Annotated in this window: 25 protein-coding genes; 17 read left to right on the forward strand and 8 right to left on the reverse strand. The window is 61.2% G+C overall.

The window, feature by feature from the left end; all coding sequences use genetic code 11:
- Positions 1-10: 10 nt before the first annotated feature.
- The gene (locus ACZ5RT_RS09820) at positions 11-358 is read left to right on the forward strand and encodes a DUF1840 domain-containing protein (RefSeq protein ID WP_464452330.1); all 348 of its coding nucleotides are present in this window, start codon (positions 11-13) and stop codon (positions 356-358) included.
- A gap of 23 nt (positions 359-381) precedes the next feature.
- On the opposite strand, the gene ACZ5RT_RS09825 is transcribed toward ACZ5RT_RS09820, so the two are convergent.
- Positions 382-864 carry a DUF192 domain-containing protein gene (locus tag ACZ5RT_RS09825; RefSeq protein WP_422171267.1) on the reverse strand — a complete coding sequence of 161 codons (483 nt, stop codon included), beginning with the start codon at positions 862-864 and terminating at the stop codon, positions 382-384.
- Between the two features lie 81 nt (positions 865-945).
- Entirely contained in the window at positions 946-1,230 is a 285-nt protein-coding gene (locus ACZ5RT_RS09830) for a cold-shock protein (protein ID WP_108426240.1), read from the reverse strand.
- Between the two features lie 152 nt (positions 1,231-1,382).
- Between ACZ5RT_RS09830 and clpS the strand changes: the two genes are divergently transcribed.
- Both clpS and clpA read left to right on the forward strand, forming a co-directional pair.
- Positions 1,383-1,742: an ATP-dependent Clp protease adapter ClpS gene (clpS, locus tag ACZ5RT_RS09835; protein WP_108426241.1), complete on the forward strand. Its 360-nt coding sequence runs from the start codon at positions 1,383-1,385 to the stop codon at positions 1,740-1,742.
- 57 nt (positions 1,743-1,799) lie between these two features.
- Complete coding sequence (clpA, locus tag ACZ5RT_RS09840; RefSeq protein ID WP_291929684.1) at positions 1,800-4,139, forward strand: ATP-dependent Clp protease ATP-binding subunit ClpA; 2,340 nt, start codon at positions 1,800-1,802, stop codon at positions 4,137-4,139.
- An 81-nt stretch (positions 4,140-4,220) separates the two neighbouring features.
- Here clpA and ACZ5RT_RS09845 read toward each other — a convergent pair whose 3' ends face one another.
- Positions 4,221-5,195, reverse strand: a complete 975-nt coding sequence (locus ACZ5RT_RS09845) for an NADPH:quinone oxidoreductase family protein (protein WP_422171264.1) — start codon at positions 5,193-5,195, stop codon at positions 4,221-4,223.
- A 129-nt stretch (positions 5,196-5,324) separates the two neighbouring features.
- Between ACZ5RT_RS09845 and surE the strand changes: the two genes are divergently transcribed.
- The 5 genes from surE (at position 5,325) to rlmD (ending at position 10,081) form a co-directional block, all read left to right on the forward strand.
- A complete protein-coding gene (gene surE / locus ACZ5RT_RS09850; RefSeq protein WP_464452331.1) occupies positions 5,325-6,101 on the forward strand; it encodes a 5'/3'-nucleotidase SurE in 777 nt (258 codons plus the stop codon).
- Positions 6,098-6,919, forward strand: coding sequence for a protein-L-isoaspartate(D-aspartate) O-methyltransferase (locus ACZ5RT_RS09855; RefSeq protein WP_464452332.1), 822 nt, complete (start codon positions 6,098-6,100; stop codon positions 6,917-6,919). Before surE ends, ACZ5RT_RS09855 begins: the two co-directional genes overlap by 4 nt.
- 14 nt (positions 6,920-6,933) lie before the next feature.
- Positions 6,934-7,782 carry a peptidoglycan DD-metalloendopeptidase family protein gene (locus ACZ5RT_RS09860; protein WP_291929688.1) on the forward strand — a complete coding sequence of 283 codons (849 nt, stop codon included), beginning with the start codon at positions 6,934-6,936 and terminating at the stop codon, positions 7,780-7,782.
- Between the two features lie 11 nt (positions 7,783-7,793).
- The gene (locus ACZ5RT_RS09865; protein ID WP_464452333.1) at positions 7,794-8,579 is read left to right on the forward strand and encodes a 3'-5' exonuclease; all 786 of its coding nucleotides are present in this window, start codon (positions 7,794-7,796) and stop codon (positions 8,577-8,579) included.
- A gap of 65 nt (positions 8,580-8,644) precedes the next feature.
- Complete coding sequence (rlmD, locus tag ACZ5RT_RS09870) at positions 8,645-10,081, forward strand: 23S rRNA (uracil(1939)-C(5))-methyltransferase RlmD (protein WP_464452334.1); 1,437 nt, start codon at positions 8,645-8,647, stop codon at positions 10,079-10,081.
- 87 nt (positions 10,082-10,168) lie between these two features.
- Here the strand turns inward: rlmD and ACZ5RT_RS09875 are convergent, their stop codons facing one another.
- Entirely contained in the window at positions 10,169-10,864 is a 696-nt protein-coding gene (locus ACZ5RT_RS09875) for a Bax inhibitor-1/YccA family protein (RefSeq protein ID WP_464452335.1), read from the reverse strand.
- A gap of 183 nt (positions 10,865-11,047) precedes the next feature.
- Here ACZ5RT_RS09875 and ACZ5RT_RS09880 point away from each other — a divergent pair, with 183 nt between their 5' ends.
- A complete protein-coding gene (locus tag ACZ5RT_RS09880; protein WP_108426250.1) occupies positions 11,048-11,455 on the forward strand; it encodes a GlcG/HbpS family heme-binding protein in 408 nt (135 codons plus the stop codon).
- A gap of 106 nt (positions 11,456-11,561) precedes the next feature.
- Here the strand turns inward: ACZ5RT_RS09880 and ACZ5RT_RS09885 are convergent, their stop codons facing one another.
- Together ACZ5RT_RS09885 and ilvD are read right to left on the reverse strand one after the other, a co-directional pair.
- Positions 11,562-11,867 carry a c-type cytochrome gene (locus ACZ5RT_RS09885; RefSeq protein ID WP_422169677.1) on the reverse strand — a complete coding sequence of 102 codons (306 nt, stop codon included), beginning with the start codon at positions 11,865-11,867 and terminating at the stop codon, positions 11,562-11,564.
- Positions 11,868-11,886: 19 nt separating this feature from the next.
- Positions 11,887-13,590 (reverse strand): dihydroxy-acid dehydratase, encoded by a 1,704-nt coding sequence (gene ilvD, locus ACZ5RT_RS09890; protein ID WP_464452336.1) that lies wholly within the window; start codon positions 13,588-13,590, stop codon positions 11,887-11,889.
- A 103-nt stretch (positions 13,591-13,693) separates the two neighbouring features.
- Between ilvD and lgt the strand changes: the two genes are divergently transcribed.
- From lgt to ACZ5RT_RS09905, 3 genes are all read left to right on the forward strand, one after another.
- A complete protein-coding gene (gene lgt, locus ACZ5RT_RS09895; RefSeq protein WP_422169670.1) occupies positions 13,694-14,491 on the forward strand; it encodes a prolipoprotein diacylglyceryl transferase in 798 nt (265 codons plus the stop codon).
- A gap of 88 nt (positions 14,492-14,579) precedes the next feature.
- Positions 14,580-15,575 (forward strand): Bug family tripartite tricarboxylate transporter substrate binding protein, encoded by a 996-nt coding sequence (locus ACZ5RT_RS09900; RefSeq protein ID WP_422169671.1) that lies wholly within the window; start codon positions 14,580-14,582, stop codon positions 15,573-15,575.
- A gap of 75 nt (positions 15,576-15,650) precedes the next feature.
- Positions 15,651-17,216 carry a malonate--CoA ligase gene (locus ACZ5RT_RS09905; RefSeq protein WP_464452337.1) on the forward strand — a complete coding sequence of 522 codons (1,566 nt, stop codon included), beginning with the start codon at positions 15,651-15,653 and terminating at the stop codon, positions 17,214-17,216.
- An 18-nt stretch (positions 17,217-17,234) separates the two neighbouring features.
- Here the strand turns inward: ACZ5RT_RS09905 and ACZ5RT_RS09910 are convergent, their stop codons facing one another.
- Both ACZ5RT_RS09910 and ACZ5RT_RS09915 read right to left on the reverse strand, forming a co-directional pair.
- Positions 17,235-18,542 carry an ABC transporter substrate-binding protein gene (locus tag ACZ5RT_RS09910; protein ID WP_464452338.1) on the reverse strand — a complete coding sequence of 436 codons (1,308 nt, stop codon included), beginning with the start codon at positions 18,540-18,542 and terminating at the stop codon, positions 17,235-17,237.
- Between the two features lie 114 nt (positions 18,543-18,656).
- Positions 18,657-19,100, reverse strand: a complete 444-nt coding sequence (locus ACZ5RT_RS09915; protein WP_291927375.1) for a universal stress protein — start codon at positions 19,098-19,100, stop codon at positions 18,657-18,659.
- 158 nt (positions 19,101-19,258) lie between these two features.
- Here ACZ5RT_RS09915 and ACZ5RT_RS09920 point away from each other — a divergent pair, with 158 nt between their 5' ends.
- The 5 genes from ACZ5RT_RS09920 to ACZ5RT_RS09940 all read left to right on the forward strand — a co-directional run bounded on the left by ACZ5RT_RS09920 (position 19,259) and on the right by ACZ5RT_RS09940 (position 24,036).
- Complete coding sequence (locus ACZ5RT_RS09920; RefSeq protein ID WP_464454210.1) at positions 19,259-21,589, forward strand: heavy metal translocating P-type ATPase; 2,331 nt, start codon at positions 19,259-19,261, stop codon at positions 21,587-21,589.
- Positions 21,590-21,598: 9 nt separating this feature from the next.
- The gene (gene ccoS / locus ACZ5RT_RS09925; protein ID WP_090046617.1) at positions 21,599-21,736 is read left to right on the forward strand and encodes a cbb3-type cytochrome oxidase assembly protein CcoS; all 138 of its coding nucleotides are present in this window, start codon (positions 21,599-21,601) and stop codon (positions 21,734-21,736) included.
- A 70-nt stretch (positions 21,737-21,806) separates the two neighbouring features.
- Positions 21,807-23,246 (forward strand): cytochrome-c oxidase, cbb3-type subunit I, encoded by a 1,440-nt coding sequence (gene ccoN, locus ACZ5RT_RS09930; protein ID WP_108426258.1) that lies wholly within the window; start codon positions 21,807-21,809, stop codon positions 23,244-23,246.
- A gap of 13 nt (positions 23,247-23,259) precedes the next feature.
- On the forward strand, positions 23,260-23,886 hold the full coding sequence (ccoO, locus tag ACZ5RT_RS09935; RefSeq protein WP_108426259.1) for a cytochrome-c oxidase, cbb3-type subunit II: 627 nt from the start codon (positions 23,260-23,262) through the stop codon (positions 23,884-23,886).
- Between the two features lie 9 nt (positions 23,887-23,895).
- Positions 23,896-24,036 carry a cbb3-type cytochrome oxidase subunit 3 gene (locus tag ACZ5RT_RS09940; protein WP_108426260.1) on the forward strand — a complete coding sequence of 47 codons (141 nt, stop codon included), beginning with the start codon at positions 23,896-23,898 and terminating at the stop codon, positions 24,034-24,036.
- Positions 24,037-24,051 lie beyond the last annotated feature (15 nt).

Below are 24,051 nucleotides of genomic sequence, written 5' to 3' on the forward strand. Positions count from 1 at the left end.
TGGAGCCCCCATGTTGTTCAAATTCAAATCCCAAGCCGCCAGCGATCTCATCATGCTGGAAGCCGACGCCCGAAGGCTGCTGAAAATCATCCTGGACAAGGACCCCGTTCAAGGGATCGTGCTGGCGCAAGACCTGCCCGCGGCCATGGCTCGCCTGGAAGCGGCCGTGGCGCAAGATGAGGCCATGCGCAAACAGCGTGCAGCCCAAAACAAGCCTGAAGAAGTGGCTGCCGAGCGGACAGACGACGGAGAGGCCAAGCTGCAGGAGGCCGTCAGTTTGGCCCAGCGCGCTGCCCCCATGCTCAAGCTGCTGAAACTGAGCTCGGCTCAGGGCGCTGATGTGGTTTGGGGTGTTTGAGCGTTCCCGGTGCAGCGCTTCGCTCAGCGTTTGAAGACTGCGCCGCCCAATTTGTAACCCGCCTTGAGTTGTCGCTTGGCAAACCAGCCGAGATTCATCTCCAGGACATAGCGAACAGGCTTTTCAGAGCAATGCGAGTCGTCGCTCAGGGGTTTCATGTCCGCAATGTTCACAATCGTCCCGTCATCTGCGAGAAAAGCGGCAGACAAGGGGATCAAGGTGTTTCGCATCCAGAAGCATTGCGTGGCGGGCTGCTCAAAGACAAACAACATGCCTTCGTGCTGAGGCATTTCCTTGCGCCACATCAGACCGATTTGGCGCTGCTCCGGCGTTTGGGCGAGCTGCACATCCAGCACGTGCATGCCCGCTTGCAGCTGGGTTCTGGGCAGATTCAGCTGGGGCCCCTGCTGGGCCCAGCAGTTGACGGCCAGCAAGGCCAAGGCCCAAGCGCCAAGGCGATGCCATCGATGGAACGTGGGGCGGTTCAAGAGTGCAGAAATGTTCATGGGTTCGGGATGCGCGGGTGAAAGCCCATAGGATAAAGGCATCCCCATGCTGTGAGGGGAGGCGCGTGCAGATTCGGGCGTTCAAACTCCGGGCGCAGGGGCGGCAGAGTCAGACGTGGCCGGGTCCCTCGCCGCGTCAGGCTGCGCAGGACCGGGGGCATCCGATTCGGTGCGGATGTTCGCGGCCATCAGGCCTTTGCTGCCTTGGCTCAGCTCAAAGCTGACGCGGGCACCTTCCTTCAGGCTTTTGTAGCCTTCGGACTGGATGGCCGAGAAGTGGGCAAAAGCATCCGGCCCGCCGCCATCGGGCTGAATGAACCCAAAACCTTTGGCATCGTTGAACCATTTGACCGTACCACTGGGCATGCGATGTCTCCGTTTTTTGCCCAGTGTGGTTCGGGATTATCAATTTTGTCAATGTGAGGTTTTCCCCGATGCCGGACGGGATGACCATTTCCAGCCAAGACTTTTGTCGCGGTCCGTCTCAAGATGGCCCAAAGCGTCGATAGAATGAATTCATGGCAACGAAAAAACCTCAAAATCCCACGCTGCCGACCGTGACCCCCCGAGTGCCCGATGGTGGCGATTCGGTGGTCCTGGAACGCCGCGCCCAAAAAATTGAACCGCCCCAGATGTACCAGGTGGCGATGTTGAACGATGACTACACCCCCATGGAGTTCGTGGTGATGGTGATCCAGGAGTTTTTCAGCAAGGACCGAGAGGCCGCCACGCAAATCATGCTCAAGATCCATCTCGACGGCAAAGGCGTTTGCGGGGTTTACTCCCGTGATGTTGCCGCCACCAAAGTGGATCAGGTCCTCGACGCGGCCAAACAGGCCGGTCACCCGCTGCAATGTGTCAGTGAACCTATTGAATAGTGTGGCTTACCCCCCACATCGTCTCTATCTCTCTCAGCAAGGCAAAAAGGAAATCACATGATTGCCCAGGAATTGGAAGTCAGTTTGCACATGGCCTTTGTTGAGGCCCGTCAGCAGCGCCACGAATTCATCACGGTTGAGCACCTGCTGCTGGCTTTGCTGGACAACCCCAGCGCCGCCGAAGTGTTGCGCGCTTGCGCAGCCAACATCGATGATTTGCGCAAAGCTTTGAGCAATTTCATCAAGGACAACACGCCCCAGGTCGCGGGCACCGAAGAGGTGGACACCCAGCCGACTTTGGGCTTTCAGCGCGTGATCCAGCGTGCCATCATGCATGTGCAGTCCACAGGCAGTGGCAAAAAAGAAGTGACCGGCGCCAATGTGCTGGTGGCCATTTTTGGCGAAAAAGATTCGCACGCTGTGTACTACCTGCACCAGCAGGGCATCACCCGGCTGGATGTGGTGAATTTCATCGCCCACGGCATCCGCAAAAGCGACCCGCCCGAAGCGGCCAAATCGGCCGATAACCCATCGAGCTCCGAGAGCGAAGAGGGTGGCAATGGTGGTGAGCGCAATGAAAAAGCCTCGCCACTGGAGCAGTACACCAACAACCTGAACCAGGCGGCCAAAGACGGCAAGATCGACCCGCTGATCGGTCGCGAGTACGAAGTCGAGCGCACCATCCAGATCCTGTGCCGCCGCCGCAAGAACAACCCGCTGCTGGTGGGCGAAGCGGGCGTGGGCAAAACCGCGATTGCCGAGGGCTTGGCCTGGCGCATCACGCAGGGCACGGTGCCCGAAATCCTGGCCGAAGCCACGGTGTATTCGCTGGACATGGGCGCGTTGCTGGCAGGCACCAAATACCGGGGTGATTTTGAGCAGCGCCTCAAAGGGGTGCTCAAGTCGCTCAAGGACAAGCCCAACGGCATTTTGTTCATCGACGAGATCCACACCCTGATCGGTGCGGGTGCGGCCTCGGGCGGCACGCTCGACGCTTCCAACCTGCTCAAGCCTGCGCTGTCGAGCGGTCAGCTCAAATGCATTGGTGCCACGACCTTCACAGAGTACCGCGGCATCTTCGAAAAAGACGCCGCCCTGTCTCGCCGCTTCCAGAAGGTGGACGTGGTCGAGCCCACCGTGTCCGAGACGGTGGACATCCTCAAAGGCCTCAAGAGCCGTTTTGAAGACCACCACAGTGTCAAGTACACCATCGCCGCCTTGCAGGCTGCCGCCGAGTTGTCGGCCAAGTTCATCAACGACCGCCAATTGCCCGACAAGGCGATTGACGTGATCGACGAAGCCGGGGCTGCCCAGCGCATTCAGGTGGCGTCCAAGCGCAAGAAGACGATTGGCAAGACCGAGATCGAAGACATCGTGGCCAAGATCGCCCGCATCCCGCCTGCCAACGTCTCGAACGACGACCGCAGCAAGCTGCAAACCATCGAGCGCGACTTGAAGTCGGTGGTGTTCGGACAGGACAAGGCGCTGGAAGTGCTGGCCTCGGCCGTCAAGATGGCCCGCTCGGGTCTAGGCAAGACCGACAAGCCGATTGGCTCCTTCTTGTTCTCCGGCCCCACGGGTGTAGGCAAGACCGAAGCGGCCAAGCAACTGGCTTACATCCTGGGCATTGAGCTGATCCGTTTTGACATGTCCGAGTACATGGAGCGCCATGCGGTCAGCCGCCTGATCGGTGCGCCCCCAGGCTACGTGGGCTTTGACCAGGGCGGTTTGTTGACCGAAGCCGTGACCAAGAAGCCGCACTGCGTGCTCTTGCTCGACGAGATCGAAAAAGCCCACCCCGACATCTTCAACGTGCTGTTGCAGGTGATGGACCACGGCACCTTGACCGACAACAACGGGCGCAAGGCCGACTTCCGCAACGTGATCATCATCATGACCACCAACGCGGGGGCCGAGACCATGAACAAGGCCACGATTGGTTTCACCAACCCGCGTCAGGCCGGGGACGAAATGGGCGACATCAAACGCCTGTTCACGCCTGAGTTCCGCAACCGCCTCGATGCCATGGTCAGCTTCAAGCCGCTGGATGAGCAGATCATCCTGCGCGTGGTGGACAAGTTCTTGCTGCAGCTGGAAACCCAGCTGGCCGAGAAGAAGGTGGAAGTCACCTTCACCGATGCGCTGCGCAAGTTCCTGGGCAAGAAGGGCTTCGATCCGCTCATGGGCGCTCGCCCGATGCAGCGCCTGATCCAGGACACCATCCGCAAGGCTTTGGCCGACGAGCTGCTGTTTGGTCGCCTGACCGAGGGCGGACGCCTCACGGTGGACATCGACGACAAGGACGAAGTGCAGTTGGACATCACGCCCAACCCGAAGAAGGAAAGCCGCGCTTCGCGCTCGGAACCTGCCGAGCCGGAAGAGGCCACGGCCAGCTGATAGAGCAGTTCAGCGCTGCAAAAAAGGAGGCCTCAACAGGCCTCCTTTTTTATGACTCACCACCGTGCGTTTTTTGCAGTGTCAGTTCACCATGACCAACTTGCCTTTGACGCTGCGCGAGCCCATCAAGGTGTAAGCGGCCTTCAGGTCGTTCATGGGCAAGGTCCGGTCAATCACCGGCTTGATCTTGCCTTGGCCATACCACTGCGCCAATTCGGCCATCATGGCCGCGTTGGCTTGGGGTTCACGTTTGGCAAAGTCACCCCAGAATACGCCTACCAATGAAGCGCCCTTGAGCAAAGGCAAATTCAAGGGCAGGGCAGGGATGGGCCCCCCGGCAAAGCCAACCACCAGGTAGCGACCGCGCCAGGCGATGGAGCGGAAGGCAGGCTCGGCCAGATCGCCACCTACCGGGTCATAAATCACGTCCGGGCCGCGGCCTTCGGTCAGTGTTTTCAGGGCTTCGCGCAGGTTCTCGCGGCCGTAATTGATGGTCGCGTCCGCACCCAATGCGGTGCACAGGGCACATTTTTCGTCGGTGGACGCCGCTGCAATCACTTTGGCTCCCATGGCCTTGGCAATCTGAATGGCCGCTGTGCCCACACCCCCTGCGGCACCCAAAACCAGCACCGTCTCCCCGGCTTTCAGGGCCGCGCGGTCGACCAGTGCATGGTGCGAGGTGGCATAGGTCATGATGAACGCTGCACCATCGATGGCCGAAAACCCGTCGGGCAAAGGCATGCACAGTTTGGCCGGTGCCAGCGTATGGGTGCCAAAGCCACCGGTGCCCGACAGGCAGGCCACGGTCTGCCCCACTTTCAGGTGTTTGACGCCTTCGCCCAGGGCTTGCACCACCCCTGCATACTCAGAGCCCGGCACGAAGGGCAGCTCAGGCTTCATCTGGTACTTGTTTTGAACGATGAGCAAGTCGGGGAAGTTCAGGCTGGCGGCCTGTATTTGAATGAGGACCTGGCCTGGCCCAGGCGTGGGCGTGGGCAGTTCTTTCCAGGTGAGCGCGTCCACCCCGATGGGGTTCTCGCAAAGCCAAGCGTGCATGCATTTTCTCCTTGTCATCTGCTTCATGGGATGGGCCTGCATCTTAGGCAAACCGGGGGGCGTGGCCATGTCCCCCGAGCGACCAAGGCAGGGTGCCGCCTACAATCGAGGTCTGGACAGGAACACAACATGAAAATTCTCATTTCCAATGACGATGGCTTTCGCGCCGAGGGGATTGTGGCCCTTTACGAGGCGCTCCAAAGCATCGCCGATGTGGAGGTGGAAGTGGTGGCCCCCGAGCACAACAACAGCGCCAAATCCAATGCGCTGACATTGCACACGCCCTTGTACGTGCACCGCGCCGACAACGGTTTTCGGTATGTGAACGGCACGCCTGCGGATTGCGTGCACATCGCACTCACGGGCTTGCTGGGTTATCGCCCCGATCTGGTGATTTCCGGCATCAACAATGGGGCCAATATGGGCGACGACACGCTGTATTCAGGCACCGTCGGCGCAGCCATGGAAGGTTATCTTTTCGGCATTCCCGCCATCGCCGTGTCTCAAATCGACAAAGGCTGGGCGCATCTGGATGCCGCAGCCGCCCAGGTCAAGCTTTTGGTGCAGCAAATGCGATCGGGTGATTTGATGGGCACCCGGCCCTGGCTGTTGAATGTGAACATTCCCAACTTGCCCCTGTCGCAGATCAAAGCGCCCAAACTGTGCCGCCTGGGCCGTCGTCACGCGGCCGAGCCGGTCATCACCCAGGTGGACCCGCGTGGCCAGACCATGTACTGGATTGGCAACGCTGGCCCGGCCATGGACGACAGCGAAGGCACCGATTTCCATGCGGCAGGCTTGGGACATGTGGTGGTGACGCCGCTCAAGGTGGACTTGACCGAACACGCCCACCTGGACCATTGGGCCCAGACCCTGGGCCGTCTGTTTACTGAAGGCCGCGCATGAGTCAGCGCCCTGGTTTTCCGGTCAAGTTGTCGCAAACAGGCGCCTCAAGTCCTGCGCGCAAAACGCCTGCGGCTGCGCCGACCCGTCCCCTCACCAAGCCGAGTCCTGTGGTGGCGTCAACCCCAGGCGTGAAAGGGCCAGCGACACGCCAGCCTGCGCCCGTCTCGGGGCTGGGCCTCGATTCTGGTGCCGTGCGGGCACGCATGGTGCGCAAGTTGGCCGAACAAGGCGTGCAGGACGCCCGGGTGCTGGAGGCCATGGGCCGGGTAGAACGCCACCGTTTTGTGGAAAGCGCTTTGGTCAACCAGGCTTACGAGGACACCAGTTTGCCGATTGGCCTGGGGCAAACCATCTCCAAACCCAATGTGGTGGCGCGCATGGTCGAATTGCTGTGCCAGGACGTGCCGGGCAAATTGGGCCGCGTTCTGGAAATTGGCACCGGTTGCGGCTACCAGGCCGCCGTGCTCAGCCATGTCGCCACCGAGGTGTACAGCATCGAGCGTTTGCGAGGCCTGCACGAAAAAGCCCGAACCAATTTGCGGCCCTTCAGGCTGCACAACGTGCACCTGATTTTTGGCGATGGCATGCTGGGTTATCCCAAAGGCGCGCCGTATGCCGGCATCATTTCGGCCGCTGGCGGCGAGGCCGTGCCCCAAGCTTGGCTCGACCAGTTGGCGCTGGGCGGGCGTTTGATTGCGCCGACCATCACCCCGGCGGGCCATCAGGCGCTGGTCGTGATTTTGAAAACTGCACAGGGCTATGAGCGTCAGGTGCTCGAGGCGGTGCATTTTGTCCCTCTAAAATCAGGCGTCGCCTGAACACGTAAAAACCGATGACTTCACTCCTACCTTTTCGTCCCCTGGTTTTGACAACTTTGGCCGTGGCATTGTTGAGCGCCTGCACCTCGTCTGTTCGGGTGCCTGCGCCAGTGGAGGACCGAACGGGGATGAGCCGTGCACCCCAAACCTCGTCCGCCCCCGTGACAACGGCCTCGGGTGAGGTAGCCAAGTCCTTGCCTGGCAGTGAAAACGCTGGCAAACCCGGTTATTACACCGTTCAGCGAGGCGACACCCTGACCCGCATCGGTCTGGACAATGGCCAAGGCTGGCGTGATTTGGCCCGCTGGAACAATCTGACCAACCCCGACCTGATCGAAGTGGGTCAGGTCTTGCGCGTGGCCCCACCTGGGGCTGCTGTTGAGAACTCCGGCGTTGTGGTTCGCCCGATTGCGCCTTCGGGCAGCACCTCGGCCACGGCCACACCGCCCAAGCCCGAGCCTGCACCGGCTGCACAAAACGGCTCGCTGAGCGACGAAGGCCTGGGTTTCATCTGGCCCGCCAATGGGGTGCTGATTGCCGGATTTGACGAGGCCAAAAACAAAGGCCTGGACATCGGGGGCAAAGCCGGTGATCCCGTGATGGCCGCTGCCGATGGGCAGGTGGTCTATGCCGGCTCGGGCCTGCGTGGCTACGGCAACCTGATCATCCTCAAACACAACAACACGTTTTTGACGGCTTATGCGCACAACCAGGCTTTGCTGGTCAAAGAAGACCAAAAGGTGCGCAAGGGCCAGAAAATTGCCGAAATGGGCAAGTCCGATGCAGACCGCGTCAAACTGCACTTTGAAGTGCGCAGACAAGGCAAGCCCGTAGACCCGGCCAAGCTTTTGCCCGCACGCTGAGCGGCTTGTCCATGCCGTGGCCCGTCCTGGTTTTTGACATCGAAACCATCCCGGACATGGCCGGCTGGCGTCGGCTGAATCCGGGGCCTGCCGATGTGACCGATGCCCAGCTGCATGCGCAGTGGCAGGCTGATCGGGCTGCGGAGGGCAAAAGCGATTTCATGCCCCTTTACCTGCAACGCATCCTGTGCATCAGCTGCGTGTTTCGCAATGCCGAAGGCTTGCGCGTGCATTCCTTTGTGGACCGTGATGGGCAAAGCGAGGCCAAGGTTGTGCAGACGTTTTTCAACGCCATCGAAAGACACGCCCCCCAGCTGGTCAGCTGGAACGGCAGCGGCTTCGATTTGCCGGTGCTGCATTATCGGGGCCTGATGCACGGCGTGGTGGCCGACAAATACTGGGACTTGGGCGACGATGACCGCGAGTTCAAGTGGAACAACTACATCTCGCGCTACCACATGCGCCACCTGGACCTGATGGACCTGCTGGCCAAATACACGCCCAAAAACAACGCCCCCATGGACGCCCTGGCCAAGCTGTGCGGCTTTCCCGGCAAGCTGGGCATGGATGGCGCGCAGGTGTATGCGCAGTTTCAGGCGGGGCACACCGAAGACATCCGGCGCTATTGCGAAACCGATGTGATGAACACCTATTTGCTGTACTGCCGCTTTCAGAAAATGCGCGGCGGCTTCTCCGAGACCGAGTACGCGCAGGAGATCGCCTTTGTCCAAGACGAGTTGGGCAACTTGGCCCCGCAAGAGCCGCACTGGCAGGAATACCTGCAAGCCTGGACCTGAAGTTTCCCTGCGAAACTGTGTGCTGGGCCCTCAAGTCGAGCCTCACATCCTGAGACAATTGGGGGATGAGCGAACCCGACATTTCCCTTTCCCAAGCCCACGCCGACGAACCCAGCCACTCCAGCGCCGACCTGCCCGAGGGCTGGCTGCGCGTGGGCTCCCTGGACATGGATGCCCAAGGCATCGCCCGCCGACCCGACGGCAAAGTCGTGTTCATTGAAGGCGCTTTGCCTTTCGAGCTGGTGTCAGTCAACGTGCACCGCAAAAAGAACAACTGGGAGCAGGGCACCGTCACCCAGATCCACCACGAGTCTTCCCAGCGCGTGCGGCCGGGCTGCCCGCATTTCGGCCTGCATGCGGGCGCCTGCGGCGGCTGCAAGATGCAGCACCTGGAGGCCTCGGCCCAGGTGGCTGTCAAGCAGCGCGTGCTCGAAGACAACCTGTGGCACCTGGGCAAGGTGAAACCGGAAACCTTGTTGCGCCCGATCGAGGGGCCGACGTGGGGCTACCGCTACCGCGCCCGCTTGTCGGTGCGTTATGTGATCAAAAAAGGCGAAGTGCTGATTGGCTTTCACGAGCGCAAAAGCCGTTACATCGCCGACATGAAGGTCTGCCCGGTTCTGCCGCCCCATGTGAGCCGCATGCTGCTGCCATTGCGGGCACTGATTGGCCAGATGGACGCCCGCGAAACCTTGCCCCAGCTGGAGCTGGCCTGCGGCGACGAGGTCACGGCCTTGGTGCTGCGGCATCTGGAGCCCTTGGGCGAGGGCGACAAAGCCCTGCTGCGAGCCTTTGCCGCCGAGCACCAGGTGCAGTGGTGGCTGCAGCCCAAAGGGCCGGACACGGTGCATTTGCTCGACGAGGGTGGGGCGCAGCTGAGTTATGGCTTGCCTGACTTTGGCATCACCATGCCGTTTCGGCCCACCGATTTCACCCAGGTCAACCCCTTCATCAACCGCGTGCTGGTGGCCCGTGCGTTGCGCCTGCTGCAAGCGCAAAAAACCGAGCGGGTGATCGACTGGTTCTGCGGTCTGGGCAACTTCACCCTGCCCATCGCCACACAAGCGGCAATGGTGCTGGGCATCGAAGGTTCCGAGACGCTGGTGGCCCGTTCACGCGACAACTACGCCCGCAACCAGGCCACCCGGCCCGAAGGCCAGGCCCTGGCCCCCACGCAGTTTGTGGCGCGCAATTTGTTCGAGATGACACCCGAGATGCTGGTGGCCGATGGCACCGCAGACAAATGGCTGGTGGACCCGCCACGCGAAGGCGCTTTTGCCCTGAGCAAGGCGCTGGCCGAATTGCACGAAAACCAGGACCTGCGCCAGGGCTGGACACCGCCGAAGCGCATCGTTTACGTCAGCTGCAACCCCGCCACGCTGGCCCGTGACGCCGGTATTCTGGTGCACCGTGCGGGCTACCGCTGCGTGAGTGCTGGGGTCATCAACATGTTCGCCCACACGGCCCATGTGGAGAGCATGGCGGTGTTCGAGTTGGCCTGAGACCCCTGGGTCTTTTGGCAGGCCAGCAGCCCTGCACCCACAAAAAAGGCACCCGAGGGAGCCTTTGTTTGGGGTGGGTGAGGCGAATCAGTCGCGCTCACCGCCCATGATGCCCAGCAAAGCCAGCAGGCTCTGGAACACGTTGAAGATGTCCATGTACAGGGCCAGTGTGGCGCTGATGTAGTTGGTCTCGCCGCCGTCGATGATCTGTTTCAGGTCGTACAGCATGTAGGCACTGAAGATGCCGATGGCCATGACCGAGATCACCATCATGCCCACGGTGGAGCCAACAAACACGTTGATGATGCCGCCGATCATGATGGCCAAGGCGCCCACAAACAGCCACTTGGATAGGCCTGACAGGTCACGTTTGATGGTGCTGGCCAGGCTGGCCATGACGAAGAACACGCCAGCGGTACCCGCAAAGGCGGTCATCACCAGGTCGGCACCGTTCTTGAAACCCAGCACCATGGCGATCATGCGCGAGAGCATCAGGCCCATGAAGAAGGTGAAGGCCAGCAGCACAGGCACGCCAGCAGCCGAGTTTTTGGTTTTCTCGATGGCGAACATGAGGCCGAAGGCACCCGCCAGGAAGACCACCAGCCCCACGCCGCCCGAAAGCGAGCGGGTGATGCCGGTGCTCACGCCCAGCCAGGCGCCCAAGACGGTGGGCAGCAAGCTCAGGGCCAGCAGCCAGTAGGTGTTGCGCAGCACGCGGTTGCGTGTGGCCAGATCGGAGCCGTGGCCCCAGTCTGTGGTGTTCAGTGTGCGAAGGTCGCTCATGCTTGTCTCTCCTGTTCAAACCCTGATTTCAGGGCTAATGCATTGTAGGGTGAGGCTGCTCGCCACACCCAATATCCGCGCCGTCATGGGGTTATCCGGGTGAATCAGTTTTGCGCAAGGGTGTGCAATGGCGGTCGTGCGCCCGTGTATCCTTGCGGTTTTCAAAACTGACCAGTCCACACCATGAAAACTCAAGCCAGCCTCGAACTCTCCGATGTCAAAGCCATTGCCGCTGCGGCCGAAGCCGAAGCCCTCAAGAACAACTGGGCGGTGAGCATCGCCATCGTTGATGCAGGCGGCCATTTGCTGCACTTTGCGCGTCTCGATGGCGCAGCGCCTGTGTCCTCGCACATCGCCCCGGCCAAAGCCCACACGGCGGCTCTGGGCCGCCGCGAGACCAAGGGCTACGAAGACGTCATCAACGGCGGCCGCACCTCGTTCCTGTCGGCCCCGACCATTCAAGGCATGCTCGAAGGGGGTGTGCCGATCATGAAAGACGGCTTTTGCCTGGGCGCGGTCGGCGTGAGCGGTGTCAAGTCGAACGAAGACGCCCAGATCGCCAAAGCCGGTATCGCTGCCATTGGTTTGTGAGGACCTGAGTGGGCGGCGCAGGCTGTCCACAGATCGCCACAGCTGTCGCTGAACCCAGCAAAAAGCCGCTCCAGGGAGCGGCTTTTTGCTGTGAGCGCGGTGCGCTTCAGGGTGTGTTCAAAATCCACAAGGCCAGTTTTTGGGCATCGGCATCGCTGACCTGCGGGTTGGCCGGCATCATCACTTTGCCCCAGACGCCCGAACCGCCTTGTTTGATTTTGCGGGTCAGGTGCTCGACCGCGTTCTTGTCGCCTTTGTACTTGGCGGCCACATCCTTGAAGGCCGGGCCCACCACTTTGCGCTGAACGCCATGGCAGCCCATGCAGCTTTTGCTCGTGGCCAAAGCCTGGTCGGCCATGGCCGGAGCCACCGCCAACAAGGCCAGTGCGCCGGAGACCAGGATGCGCAGCATGCGGGTGGCTTTCACGGGATCAGTACAGGTCCAGCACAGCACCTTTGCTGGCGCTCGATGCATTGAAGGCGAACTTTGCCTGCACACCCCGGGTGTAACGGGGCTCAGGGGCTTTCCAGCCTTCGCGGCGCTTGGCCAGTTCGGCTTCAGGCACGTTCAGCTCCAGGATCAGCTTGTGCGCGTCGATGGTGATGCTGTCGCCTTCTTTGACAAACGCGATCGTGCCGCCTGCAGCAGCCTCAGGGGCGACGTGGCCCACCACCATGCCCCAGGTCCCGCCGGAGAAACGACCGTCGGTGATCAGGCCCACGCTTTCGCCCAGACCGGCACCAATCAAAGCGCCCGTAGGGGCCAGCATTTCGGGCATGCCGGGGCCGCCCTTGGGGCCGAGGTAGCGCAAAACCATCACATCACCGGCCTTGATCTTGCCCGCCAAAATGGCTTGCAGGGCCGATTGCTCGTCGTCGAACACGCGGGCGGGGCCGGTGATGACGGGGTTTTTCAGGCCGGTGATTTTGGCCACAGCGCCTTCGGGCGACAGGTTGCCTTTGAGGATGGCCAGGTGGCCTTCGGCGTACATCGGCTTGTCGATCGGGCGGATCACATCCTGGTCGGCGCGGGGCGTGTCGGGCACGTCTTTCAGGTTTTCGGCCACGGTTTTGCCCGTGATGGTCATGCAGTCACCGTGCAGCAAACCGGCCTTGAGCAGGACCTTCATGACTTGCGGGATGCCGCCGGCCTGGTGCAGGTCCACCGCCAGGTATTTGCCGCTCGGTTTAAGGTCGCAAATCACAGGCACTTTCTTGCGCATGCGCTCGAAGTCGTCAATGGTCCAGTCCACGCCCGCAGTGTGGGCAATCGCCAGGAAGTGCAGCACCGCGTTGGTCGAGCCGCCCGTGGCCATGATCACGGCCACGGCGTTTTCGATGGCTTCCTTGGTGACGATGTCGCGGGGCTTGAGGTCGTTCTTGATGGCTTCGATCAGCACCTTGGCCGATTCCTTGGCCGAGTTCTGCTTTTCGTCATGCGGGTTGGCCATGGTCGACGAGTAGGGCAGGGACATGCCCAGTGCCTCGAAAGCCGAAGACATGGTGTTGGCGGTGTACATGCCGCCGCAGGAACCCGTGCCAGGGATGGCGCGTTTTTCGATTTCCTTGAGGTCGAAATCGCTCAGCTTGCCTGCAGCGTTTTCGCCCACGGCCTCGAACACGCTCACAATGTTCAGGTCTTTGCCCTGGTAACGGCCGGGCAGGATGGTGCCGCCGTACACATAGATGGCGGGCACGTTGGCGCGCAGCATGCCCATCATGCCGCCGGGCATGTTCTTGTCGCAGCCGCCGACCACCAGCACGCCGTCCATCCACTGACCTTGCACGCAGGTCTCGATGCAGTCCGAGATCACCTCGCGGCTGACCAGCGAGTACTTCATGCCTTCGGTGCCCATGGCCATGCCGTCGGAAATGGTGGGAGTGCCGAAAATCTGGGCGTTGCCACCGGCTTCTTCGATGCCCGCCACGGCCGCGTCAGCCAGCTTTTGCAGACCGCTGTTGCAAGGCGTGATGGTGCTGTGGCCGTTGGCCACGCCGACCATGGGTTTGACGAAATCGCCTTCTTCATAGCCCATGGCGTAGTACATCGAGCGGTTCGGGGCGCGGGATTTGCCCTCGGTGATGTTGGCGCTGCGGCGGTTGATGGGGGTGATTGGGATGATTTTGTCGCTCATGGTGGTGTCTAGGTAGATGCCCAAAAGAAGGTCGCCACATTCTAACGGGCGAGTCACAGGCCTTTGTGTCCGGTCGGAGGCATGACCGGTGCACAATCCGGGCATGCTGATCCATCCTCAAATTGACCCTGTCGCCCTGCAACTCGGCCCTTTGGCCATCCACTGGTACGGCCTGACTTATCTGGCCGCTTTTGGCTTGTTTTTCTGGCTGGGCACACGCCGTTTGGCGCATTTGCCGTTCAAAAATCTGCCGCAATGGCAAAAACGCGATGTCGAGGACATCCTCTTTTTGGGCGTGCTTGGCGTCATCTTGGGCGGGCGTGTGGGGTACTGCCTGTTTTACAAGCCGGCTTATTACCTGTCCAACCCCCTCGAAATATTCGCAGTTTGGCAAGGAGGCATGAGTTTTCATGGCGGCTTGCTGGGCGTGATGCTGGCCATGGTCTGGTTTGCCCGCACGCGCCAACGCCCGTTTTTGCAGGTCATGGACTTTGTGGCCCCCTGCGTGCCCACGGGCCTAGCGGCGGGGCGGGTGGGCAACTTTCTGAATGGCGAGTTGTGGGGCCGTGTGGCCGACCCGTCCTTGCCTTGGGGCATGGTGTTCCGGGGCGCGGGCGATTTGCCGCGCCACCCCTCGCAGCTCTACCAGATTGCGCTGGAGGGCTTGTTGCTGTTTGTGTTGCTGTGGTGGTTTGCCCGCAAAGACCGCCCAACGGGCCAGGTGTCGGGGGCATTTTTGCTGGGCTATGGCTTTTTCCGCTTTGTGGCCGAGTTTTTCCGCGAACCCGATGCCCATCTGGGCCTCTTGAGCCTGGGCATGAGCATGGGGCAATGGCTGTGTGTGCCCATGATGCTGGGCGGTGTGGCGCTGTGGGTCTGGAGCCGCAAGACATCCGGGTGACACCCACCCATTTCCTACGCCCATAGACGCCGGGCAAGTTCGCTCGACTCGCCTTATGATGCGGGCACCTAAAACGAGGAGACGTTTCATGACCGCTCAGTTCAACGCCCAACAGCGCCGGGATTTCTTGAAGAGCCTGGCCGCCTTGTCCGGCAGCTTGCCCCTGTGGGCGCAAGCCCAAAGCAGCTGGCCCACCAAACCTGTCACGATGGTGGTGCCGTTTCCGGCAGGCGGGGGCACCGATGCATTCGCCCGACCCCTGTCCGCCCAGTTTGCCAAATTGACCGGCAAACAACTCATCGTTGACAACCGGGGCGGCGCAGGCGGCACCCTGGGCGCCGGGGTGGCGGCCAAGTCGGCCCCCGATGGCTACAACCTGTTCATGGGCGCTGTGCACCACACGATTGCGCCCAGCATGTACCCCAAGCTGGACTACGACCTGGAGCGTGACCTGGTCCCCTTGATCCTGGTGGCCAATGTGCCGCAAGTGTTGGTGGTCAACCCCAAGAAAGTCCCGATGGCCGATTTCAAGGCCTTTCTGGAGATGGTCAAAAAGAACCCCGGACGCCTCAATTACGGCTCAGCGGGCGGCGGCACCTCACACCACTTGGCGGGCGAGTTGTTCAAGTTGCAGACCAAGACCTTCATCACCCACATCCCTTACCGCGGCGCAGGCCCGGCTTTGCAGGACCTGATCGCGGGCAATGTGGACATGATGTTCGACGGTCTGGGTTCTTCGGCTGCCCACATCAAAGGCGGCCGGATCAAGGCGATGATGGTCTCGGGCGCCAAGCGCAATGCGGCATTCCCGGACGTGCCTTGCTCGGCCGAATTGGGTCTGCCCGATTACACCGTCTCGACCTGGTATGGCGTGTGGGCCCCCAAAGGCACGCCAGCGGACGCCCAAGCCCGGGCCATCGAAGAAATCCGCCGTGCCTGCCAGACCGACGAAGCCAAAGCCGTCTGGGCCAACCAGGGTGCAGACTTCCCCAACCTGACCACCACCCAGTTTGACGCTTTCATCAAAAAAGAGCTGGCCAAATGGTCGCAGGTCGTCAAGGCCTCGGGGGCCAAGCTCGACTGAGTCCGGCATTGAATGAGGAATGGGCCTGTGATCGGGCCCTTTTTCATGCTTTTTTCACGTTGTTACTTTGAAACCATGACCGACCAGAACCTGTTTTCGGCCCTGCGGGCTGCTTTTCCTGCCGACCTGACTGCGGTGGCGATCGAAACCGACGAGGGCTTGCACTACAGCTGGCAAGACCTGGACCGCGCCACGGCCATGATGGCCAATTTGCTGCAATCGCTGGACTTGCCCGCAGGCAGCCGCGTGGCGGTGCAGGTCGAAAAATCGGTCGAAGCGATGATGCTTTACCTGGCGACCTTGCGTGCCGGTTATGTGTTCCTGCCGCTCAACACCGCCTACCAGAGCGCCGAGATCGAATACTTCATCGGCAATGCCGAACCGGCTGTCGTGGTTTGCAGCCCGGCCAACTTTGGCTGGGTCAGCAAGATCGCTTTCAAGGCGGGGACGCAGCATGTGTTCACATTGGGCGAGGACCGCACCGGCAGCTTGCTGGAGCGGGCCGCGCACCACAGCGACCAGCACCAGGCCGTGCCGCGTCAGGCCGATGACCTGGCGGCCATCCTCTACACCAGCGGCACCACCGGCCGCAGCAAAGGTGCCATGCTCACGCACGGCAACATGCTCAGCAACGCGCTCACGCTCAAGGACTACTGGGGCTGGACCCAGACTGGGGGCCCTGAAGGCCGCGGCGATGTGCTGATCCATGCTTTGCCCATTTTCCATGTGCACGGCTTGTTTGTGGCCATCCATGGCGCGCTGATCAACGGCAGCAAGATGATCTGGATGGCCAAGTTCGACCCCAAGCGTGCCATTGCGCACATGAAAAAGGCCACCGTCTTCATGGGCGTGCCCACGCTGTATGTGCGCATGCTGGCAGAGCCCACGCTGGACAAGGCGGCGGTGAAAAACATGCGTTTGTTCATCGCGGGCTCTGCGCCCTTGTTGATCGAGACCTTCACCGAATGGCAGCAACGCACGGGCCACACCATTTTGGAGCGCTACGGCATGAGCGAAACCGCCATGCTCACCTCCAACCCGTATGCGGCGGACAAGCGTTACGCCAACCAGTCCGAGCGCCGCGGCGGCACCGTGGGCTTTCCTTTGCCCGGCGTGTCCTTGCGCGTGCGCGGCGACGACGGGCAAGACCTGCCGGTGGGCGAGATCGGCGGTATCCAGGTCAAAGGCCCCAATGTGTTCAAAGGCTACTGGCGCATGCCCGAAAAAACCGCCGAAGAATTCACCGCCGATGGCTATTTCAAGACCGGTGACGTGGGCAAGGTCGATGAGCGGGGTTATGTGACCATCGTCGGCCGCAGCAAGGACCTGATCATCAGCGGCGGCTACAACGTGTACCCGGCCGAAATCGAGGGCTACATCAACGAGATGAAGGGCGTGGCCGAAAGTGCGGTGGTGGGCGTGCCCCATCCCGATTTTGGCGAGGTGGGGGTGGCCGTGGTGATTGCCAAGCCCGGGGCCCATGTGCAGCCGGATGCGATTCTGGCCGAACTGAAGGCCAAACTGGCCAATTTCAAAATCCCCAAGCGTTGCTTTGTGGTGGCCGAGTTGCCGCGCAACACCATGGGCAAGGTACAAAAGAACCTGCTGCGCGAGCAGTACAAGGCGCTGTTCGCCAGCTGATCGCTTAGCGGGGCGGCCTCAGGGCAGGTAACTGTTTTTTTCGTGCACGCCCTGGATGTGCCGAGCGGCTTGCTCCGGCGTGATGTCCTGGTTGATGACTTTGACATTGGCGTACCAAAGCTCCTCTTCCATGGACGGCCACACCCGGTTGATTTTTTGGGTGTTCAGACGGATGGTGTCCTGGCACTCTTGGCGCCAGTTGAGCATTTCCTGCCCCAGCGGGTCATGGACTTTGACCGGGTGATCCGACAAGGGAAAGTAGCCTGTCAGGGTGTCGGTGAGCAGTTGGGCGAAATCGGCGCTGCCCAGCCAGGCGATGAATTTCAGGGCTGCGGCCTGGTTGGGGCTGTTCCGGTTCACGCCAATCCCGAAGTCCGGGTGCACCGAGATGTGGCATGTCTGACCGGCTTTTTCGAGCGGTGGCTTGAAAACGCCCAAGTCAATCGGTTTTTTGTAGGCAAAACTGGTGCTGCGCAAAAAATCAATGTCCCATGAGCCGGTCGGGTACACCGCGGCGTGGCCAGTGGCAAACAGCAGCTGGATGTCGGCGTTGGACATGTCGTTTTGTCGGGGATGCATGTGCGGCTTGAGCCTGGCCATCATCTCCCAGGCCTTGATGAAGCCAGGGTCGGTGAATTTGGCTGTGCCCCGGATCAGGCCCAAGCGGGCTTTCTCGCCGCCCCAGAAATTGGGCCCCATGCCTGTGAAAACGACCTGGGTGGACTCCCACATATCGGCCGTGCCCAGCGCCAAGGGGGTGATGTTGCCAGCCGCCCCGATCCGGCCCAGCAAATGCAGAAATTCTTCGACCGTGACGGGCGGCTGCAGGTTCAGGTCCTTGAAGATCTTCTTGTTGTAGAACAAGCCGTGCATGACATAAGCCACAGGCAGGCAATAGGTGGTCTGGCCGTCGTCCGTGGTCCAGGCTTGTCGCGCCTGCGGGCTGAAGTGCTCGAGCTCCTGTGCTTTCAAAGGCAACAAATAACCTTTGGCATGCATGCGCACGCTGCCATCAAAGGGACGGCAAAACACCAGATCGCCTGCGCGGCGGGTGGACAGACGCGACTCCAGGCGGGCGTCGTATGCCAAGGGTTCTTCTGCCCTGAAGCTCAGGCGGATGCCGGGATGCTGTCTTTGAAATGCCGGGATCAGCACTTTGTCCCAAAACAGCTGGTCGTCCTTGCGCCAGCTTTCGATCACCAGATTTTGGGCCAGGGCCGTGCAGGCCATCATGCTCAGCGCCAGCCAAGCCCATGCCAGACGCAGGACCCGCCTCGTGCGGGGTCGCGGATGGGTGTGTGGTTGCAGCTGCAGCAAACTGGCCATGTCTCGGTATTCCTGAAAATGTATTCATTTTAGGACTTCAAAAGACACGGCCCCGGCAGCCCGAACTGTTGGGGTCGAGGGGGCATGCCGCCCCTCGACGCACCATGGCATGGGTCAGCGCAGCACCAGCACCGGTATGTGCGAATGCGTCAGGACCTGCTGGGTCTCGCTGCCCAGCAGCAGCCGCTTGATGCCTTTGCGCCCGTGCGAGGCCATGACGATCAGGTCGGCTTTGTGCTTTTTGGCCGCTGCGATGATGGCGTCGGACACCACATCCGATTTCACGGTGATGGCCTTGGTGCTGACGGCTTTGGCTTTGGCCGATTTTTCGACTGCAGCCAGTTGTGCCTGTGCCGAGTCGGTCCACTGGGCCTCGACCCGGGCGATCTCCTCTGCAGACAGGGGGATGCTGCCTTCAAAGTAAGCCTGTGGGTAGCGGGGAACGACCTTGAGCGCAACCAGTTCTGCGCCACAGGTGGCGGCCAGCTCAATGGCACTGGCCACGGCTTTTTTGGAGAGGGTGGAGCCATCGGTGGCTACGAGGATGCGTTTGTACATGAATTGCTCCTGACGTCGTTGATGAAAGTGCAGCTTAAAAGAGCTGCAAACGCGCCCACTTGATGCACATCAAGCTTTCAGCGCGGCATCTGTCGTATCTTCAAAACATGACACAAGTCAATGTTCTGCCCCAAGCGACCCCGATGGCGGCTGAGCCCATGGGACCGATGGGCCCGGGCAGCGAAGACCACGACCTGCGCCTGCAGCTGCTCGATGAACCGCAGGAGTGGGCTGCGTTCAGTCTGCCCGAAAAAGACGAACCGGGTTGCTGGCGCTCCAGCGTGGTGTTCGAAGGCATGCATTGCGCCGCCTGCGCCATCACCCTGGAAGATGCCTTGCGGGCTGTGCCCGGGGTCCGGTCAGTGCAAATCAGTGGGGCCAGTCACCGGGGGCAAGTGGTTTGGTCACCCGAATGCACCCGACCTTCGCAGTGGATGCGCTCGGTCGAGCGCCATGGCTACAAGGCCTTGCCCGCCAACGATGCCCATGCGCATGCACAACGACGCGAAGAAGCCCGGCGCATGGTCTGGCGTTGGGCGGTGGCGGCGATGTGCATGATGCAAGTCATGATGTACGCCACCCCGACGTACCTCACGCAACCGGGCGACATCTCGGACGAAGCCATGCACTTGCTGCGCTGGGCGTCCTGGGTGCTGTCATTGCCCGTCATGCTGTTTTCGTGTGCCCCATTTTTGCGCAATGCCTGGCGCGATTTGCGTGAACGCCAAATCAGCATGGACTTGCCCGTGGCGCTGGGCATGGTGGTGACATTTGTGGTCAGCACGCTGGGCACTTTCGAGCCCCAGGGCCCCTTCGGGGCCGAGGTCTTTTTTGACTCGTTCACCATGTTCGTTTTCTTTTTGCTCACCGGCCGCTGGCTGGAGTTGCGCATGCGCGACCGCACGGCCGGGGCTTTGGAGGCCGTGCTCAACCGACTGCCCGACAGCGTGCGCAAGCGCCAGGCCGATGGCAGCTGGGCGCTGGTGTCCATTCGCCGCCTGCAGGTCGGTGACGTGATCGAGGTCTTGCCCGGTGAAGCCTTTGCGGGCGACGGCCTGGTGCTGTCCGGCCAGACCCAGGTGGACGAAGCCTTGCTCACGGGCGAGTCGCGGCCGCTGGCACGGCGCGCGGGCGACCGCGTGATTGCAGGCAGCCACAACCTGAGCGGCACCTTGCAGGTCCAGATCGAGCAGGTGGGCGCCGCCACCCGCTATGCGCAAATCGTCTCGCTGATGGAAAGCGCCTCGGTGTCCAAGCCCGCCATGGCGCAGCTGGTCGACCGCTGGGCCAAGCCCTTTTTGGTGGCGGTGATGCTGGCCTCATTGGCTTCGGCCGTTTACTGGTGGCCAAGCGATCCGGCGCATGCGGTGATGGTGGCCGTCGCCGTTCTGATCGTGACCTGTCCTTGCGCTTTGTCTTTGGCCACGCCTGCGGCCATGTTGGCCACGGCCGGGGCACTGGCCCGCAGCGGGGTGCTGGTGCGACGCCTGAGTGCCTTGCAAAACCTGGCCCACATTGACACCGTGATTTTTGACAAAACCGGCACCTTGACACGCGACGCTTTTGAGGTCGTTCGCATCCACACACGCGAAAGCGTGAGCGCGGCCCTGGCCCTGGATTGGGCCGCCAGCCTGGCGCGGCATTCCTTGCACCCGGTCTCGCGGGCCTTGTGGTCCGAGGCCCGTCGCCGTGCCGATGCGACAGGCCGTTTGGCCGAACTCGAAGCCATGACCGCGCAAGAGGTGAGCGAGCGGGCAGGGCAGGGCGTGCATGGTGTTTTGACGCTGCAAGGCCAGTCTGCCCAAACTTTGCGTCTGGGCTCGGCGGCGTTTTGTGCGGCACCTGCATTGCCCGGGCACCATTTGCAGGTCAGCCTGGCCGATGCCTCTGGCTGGTTGGCGAGCTTCGAGTTGGCCGAAGAGGTGCGGCCCGAAGCGGCCCGTGTGGTCCGCCAGCTGGCCAGCCTGGGGCTGTCTATCCAGGTCCTGTCTGGCGATGCGCAGACCGCTGTGAGTCAGGTTGCCCAGACCGTGGGCATTGACTCCGCGCACGGCGGCTGCAGCCCCCAACACAAGCTGCAGGCGTTGCAGGCCCTGCAGGCCCAGGGCCACAAAGTGGCCATGGTGGGTGACGGCCTGAACGACGGCCCGGTGTTGGCCGGAGCCGATGTGTCCTTTGCTCTGGGCCAAGCCGTGCCACTGGCCCAGTCCAAATCCGATTTTGTGTTGATGGGCGGCCAACTCGATGTGCTGGTGAGCACTGTCCTGCGCAGCCGCCAGACGATGCGCATCGTGCGGCAAAACCTGTGGTGGTCAGCGGCCTACAACGCCGCTTGCGTGCCGCTGGCCCTGATGGGGTGGTTGCCCGCCTGGGCGGCAGGCCTGGGCATGGCGCTCAGTTCCTTGCTGGTTGTGCTCAATGCCTTGCGGCTGGCACAGGCGCTGCGCGAAGTGACGCCTGCACCCGCACTGATCCTTCAAGCTGCTTGAGGCAAGACCATGGACATCCTGTATTTGCTGATTCCCTTGTCTGTGGCTTTGGTGTTTTTCATCCTGGCCGGTCTCTGGTGGGCGATTGATCGGGGTCAATTTGAAGACATCGAGGCCGAAGGCGAGCGCATTTTGCGTGACGATTGATTTTGATCAAGTGACCTCGGTGTATACCCGGGCAAACTGTGCTGGTAGTTTTTAAAAAGAAGAGGTGAAAATGAAATTTGCCAATATGCAGGCGACGTCCTACAACGACAAGGTTGTCAGGCAATTCGCCATCATGACGGTGGTTTGGGGTGTGGTGGGCATGCTGGTGGGCGTGATCATCGCGGCCCAGCTGACCTGGCCGGAGCTCAATCTGGGCATTTCCTGGCTCAGCTACGGTCGCCTGCGGCCATTGCACACCAACGCGGTGATTTTTGCGTTCGGTGGTTGCGGCTTGTTCGCGGCGGCTTACTACGTGGTGCAGCGCACCTGCAACGTCCGGCTGTTTGGCGAGAAACTCGCGGCTTTCACCTTCTGGGGCTGGCAACTGGTCATCTTATTGGCCGCCATTTCCCTGCCTTTGGGTTACACCAGCGGCAAGGAATACGCCGAGCTGGAGTGGCCCATCGACATCCTGATCACCCTGGTCTGGGTGGCGTTTGCCGTGGTCTTCTTTGGCACCATCGGCACACGCAAGGTGCGTCACATCTATGTGGCCAACTGGTTCTTTGGTGCGTTCATCATCGCCGTGGCTTTGTTGCACATCGTCAACAGCGCAGCGCTGCCCGTGGGCATGATGAAGTCCTACTCCGCCTACGCGGGTGTGCAGGACGCCATGGTCCAATGGTGGTACGGCCACAACGCCGTGGGCTTCTTCCTCACGGCCGGTTTCCTGGGCATGATGTATTACTTCATCCCCAAGCAGGCTGAGCGTCCCGTGTACTCGTACCGCCTGTCGATCGTCCACTTCTGGGCCCTGATCTTCACCTACATGTGGGCCGGCCCACACCACCTGCACTACACCGCGCTGCCTGATTGGACCCAATCGGTGGGCATGGTCTTCTCGCTCATTTTGTTGGCCCCCAGCTGGGGCGGCATGATCAACGGCATCATGACCCTGTCGGGCGCCTGGCACAAACTGCGCGACGACCCGATCCTGCGTTTCCTGATCGTGTCCCTGTCTTTTTACGGCATGTCGACCTTCGAAGGCCCGATGATGTCCATCAAGACCGTCAACGCGCTCTCCCACTACACCGACTGGACCGTGGGCCATGTGCACTCCGGTGCCCTGGGTTGGGTGGGTCTGGTGACCATGGGCTCCATGTACTACCTGATTCCGCGCTTGTTCGGTCAGAAACAGATGTACAGCGTCAAGGCGATTGAAGTGCACTTCTGGACGGCCACCATCGGCATCGTGATCTACATCGCGGCCATGTGGATTGCCGGTGTGATGCAAGGCCTGATGTGGCGCGCTGTGAACGCCGACGGCACCCTGACCTACACCTTTGTCGAGTCGGTCAAAGCCACTTACCCGTTCTATGTCTTGCGTTTGCTGGGCGGTTTGCTCTACCTGATGGGCATGCTCATCATGCTCTGGAACACCTTCAAGACGGTGACTCGGGGGCGTTCTGTTGAAGTCCGCATCCCTACTCTCGAACCTGCACACGCCTGAGGAGAAATCAAACATGGCTCAAAACCAAAAATCAGGCGGCTTGTCGCATGAGAAAGTCGAGACCAACAACTTCCTGATGATCGTGCTGATCCTGGTGGTCTTGTTGGTCGGTGGCATGGTCGAAATCCTGCCGCTGTTTTTCCAGAAATCCACCACCGAACCGGTGCCGGGCCTCAAGCCCTACACCGCGCTGCAAGTGGCCGGACGCGATGTCTATGTGCGCGAAGGCTGCTACAACTGCCACTCCCAGATGATCCGCCCCTTCCGCGCCGAAACGCTGCGCTATGGTTCCTACTCGCTGGCGGGTGAATTCGTCTACGACCGCCCCTTCCAGTGGGGCTCCAAGCGCACAGGTCCTGATCTGGCCCGTGTGGGGGGGCGCTACAGCGACGAATGGCACCGCATCCACCTGACCAACCCGCGTGATCTGGTGCCCGAGTCCAACATGCCCGCCTACCCTTGGCTGGAAAAGACAGCGGCTAACGCCAGCTCCATTCAGGCCCACATGAGCGGTCTGCGCACACTGGGCGCGCCTTACACGGACGAAGAAATCGCCAAGGCCCCTGAAGAGGTGAAAGGCAAGACCGAGCTGGACGCTGTCATCGCCTACCTGCAGGTGCTGGGCACCCACCGCAAATAAGGAACGGCCATGGACATCAACACATTGCGATCCATCGTGACTTTGCTCGCCTTTGCTGCCTTCATCGGCATTGTGGTGTGGGCGTGGTCGCGCCGTAACCAGGCCAGTTTTGACGAGGCGGCGCAGCTGCCATTCCGTCAGGACGACTGAGCTGTCCGCCAGAAC

This window comes from Limnohabitans sp. TEGF003, from assembly GCF_055395455.1.